A 2,904-nucleotide genomic window follows, 5' to 3' on the forward strand; every position below is an offset into this window, starting at 1 on the left:
GGTGCCGGTTCCGGCGGTCCAGGTCGTGCCGCCGTCGGTGGAGTACTCCCAGGTCGCGCCATCTTCGAGGCCGCCGACATTGACGGTGGCGTCACTGGTAATGCTGTCGACGTTATCGGCACCGGTATCTGTCGCCAGGGTCGGTGTAGGCACCGTAGGTGTGCCTGTATCGATGATCAGCGCAAAGTCATTGCTGGCGCCAGAGGCATTGCCTGCGGCATCTGTGGCCGTGGCCGTGAATGTGACGTCGCCATCGGCAAGGGCATCCATGTCGTCCGGCGTGAACGTCCAGTTGCCGTCGACACCTGCTGTCGTAGTGCCAATGGCAGTGCCGTTCGCCAGAATCGTCACCGTTGCGTTGGCCTCGGCGGTGCCATTCAGCGTCGGCGTGCTGTCATTGGTGCTGTCGCCATCGGTCAGCGCACCAGCCGGATCGACATCATCTGTGGCGCTGTCGATGGTGGGCGCATCAGGCGTGACAGTATCGACCGTGAGCGTGAACGGGGCGCTTGTATTGGAGGTATTGTCGTTGGCGTCAGTGGCTGTAGCGGTAAAGACTGCATCGCCCGCCGTCAATTCGGTCGTCAGGGTATATGACCAGTTGCCTTGGCCATCGGCTGTCACCGAATCGAGTAGAGTGCCATTGAGTGAAATGTCGACCGTGCTGCCGGCTTCGGCAGTGCCCTGCAGCACGGGTAACGTATCGTTGGTGCTGTCGCCGTCAGCGAGGTTATCGGTCTGCGGGTCGACATCGTCGATCGCGAATTCGATGGTCGGTGCCGGGGGTGGAGTGTCGTCGGCGAAATCGGCATCGACCGTTGTCGTGGCGATCCCGCTCTCGTTGCCGGCGGCATCGGTTGCCGTTGCGTTGATTACCGCGCCGTCATCCAGCGGTTCATCAGGAGCATACGACCAGTTACCCTGGGCGCCAGCAACCGTCGTGCCAATCAAGTCGTCATTGGCGTCGGTCAATGTGATCGTTGCGCCGGCTTCTGCCGTGCCTGTGATCGGTGACCCGTCAGTCTCGTCCAGTGTCGGAGCATCGGGAGCCACGGTATCGACGGTCAGCGTGAATGCCGGGCTGGCCAGGGAGACATTGCCGGCGGTGTCGGTCGCTCGCACGGTAAAGGTGTAGTCACCGTCATCGAGTGCGGCGGTCGTGAACGACCAGTTGCCATCGCCATCGGCAGTAATCACGTCGGGTTGCGCGTCACCGTTGATGTAAAGCGTTACCGAGGCGCCGGCCTCTGCAGTGCCGGTCAGTTGCGGCGTGTTGTCGTTGGTGGCATCGCCGTTTGCCAGGCTATCGGTTTGCGGTGCGACATTGTCCGTGGCACTAGCGATAACGGGGGCCTCCGGAGCAGTCTGGTCAATCGTGATTGGCCCCAGGCTGCCGGCAATGCTGGTATTGCCAGCCACATCGGTCTGGCGTACCTGAATGTCACCATCGCTGTAAGTCGTTGCCGCGAGTTCGAAGCTATTCCCGCTGCCCGCCGTCCAGGTGTCTCCACCGTCGGTGGAGTACTCCCAGGTTGCACCACTCTCGACGCCACTGACGGTGACGGTGGCATCACTGGTGATGCCGTCTGCACCATCCGAGCCAGTATCCGTGGCGAGAGAGGGCGTCGGCGCGTCAGGCGCGGTGGCGTCGATGGTGACGGCGTCCAAGCCGGCGCTTACGCCGACGTTGCCGGCATTATCGATCTGGCGTACGCGAACATCGCCATCGGCGTAGGTGCCCTCTGGCAATTCAAAGCTGGAATCGGTGCCGGTCGTCCAGGTATTGCCGCCGTCGATGGAGTATTCCCAGGTCGCCCCATTTTCGAGGTTGCTCACGTTGACGGTAGCATCGTTGGTGATGCCGTCAGCGGTATCCGCACCAGTGTCGGTGGCGAGTTCCAGCGTTGGCGCGGCCGGGTCAGTGAGATCGACCGTAACAGGCCCCAGATTCCCTACATCGCTGGTGTTACCCGCGGCATCAGTCTGGCGCACCTGTACGTCGCCGTCGGCGTATGTATCCTCCGGCAGCTCGAAGCTGGTGCCGATGCCATCGGTCCAGGTCGTGCCGCCGTCGGTGGAGTACTCCCAGGTCGCGCCATCGTCGAGGCCGCTGACGTTGACGGTGGCATCGCTGGTGATGCCGTCGGCGTTATCGGCACCGGTATCGGTGGCGAGCGTCGCCGTGGGCGCCGCCGGCGCAGTGATATCCAGCGTCGAGGTATCGGTGACCGTACCGGTGTTACCGGCGGCGTCGGTCACCGAAAGCGTCGCGGTCAACGTGCCGTCGGCGAGACCGGAAAGATCCTGGGCTGTCACTGTCACATTGCCATCGGCATCGACCGCGATATCGGCCGGATCGACCGTGACCGGGGTACCGCCGCCGCTGCTCGTGATGGTCAGGCCAGTCACGCTGGCACCGCTTTCGATATTGCCGGTGAGTGTCACGGTGCCGGCTTCATCGGCGCTCAGCAAGCCGTCGCCGCCATCGTTGATGGCGATGGCGTTGAGCCCGTCTCCCTGAGTCGGGGGAACGGCATCGACGATGGCGATGGCGGGATCGCTTGCATTACCCGCCGCATCGGTGGCCGTGGCGTTGATTTCGGTGCCGTCGGCCAGCGCTGGATCAGCCGTGTAGGTCCAGGTCCCGGTGTCCGGATCGGTCGCGATATTGTCGGCGATGGGGTTACCGTCACCATCGGTCAACGTGACCGTGCTGCCCGCCTCGGCGGTGCCGGTGATCGTATCGCCGTTGGTCGGGTCGACCGTGGGCGCCGCCGGTGCGGCCGTATCCACCGTCAGTGTGAAGGCGTCGCTGGCTGGCGAGACATTGCCGGCGGCATCGGTCGAGGTTGCGGTAAACGTGACATCGCCATCGGGCAGGGCATCTGCGTCGTCGACGGTAAA

1 protein-coding gene is annotated in these 2,904 nt (G+C 63.6%); it reads right to left on the minus strand.

The features are described 5' to 3' along the window. On the minus strand, positions 1-2,904 hold a 2,904-nt coding region (locus tag IE125_RS19120; protein WP_229809220.1), incomplete at both ends, for an Ig-like domain-containing protein.

This window comes from Salinicola rhizosphaerae, assembly GCF_014652715.1.
Lineage (GTDB): Bacteria > Pseudomonadota > Gammaproteobacteria > Pseudomonadales > Halomonadaceae > Salinicola > Salinicola rhizosphaerae.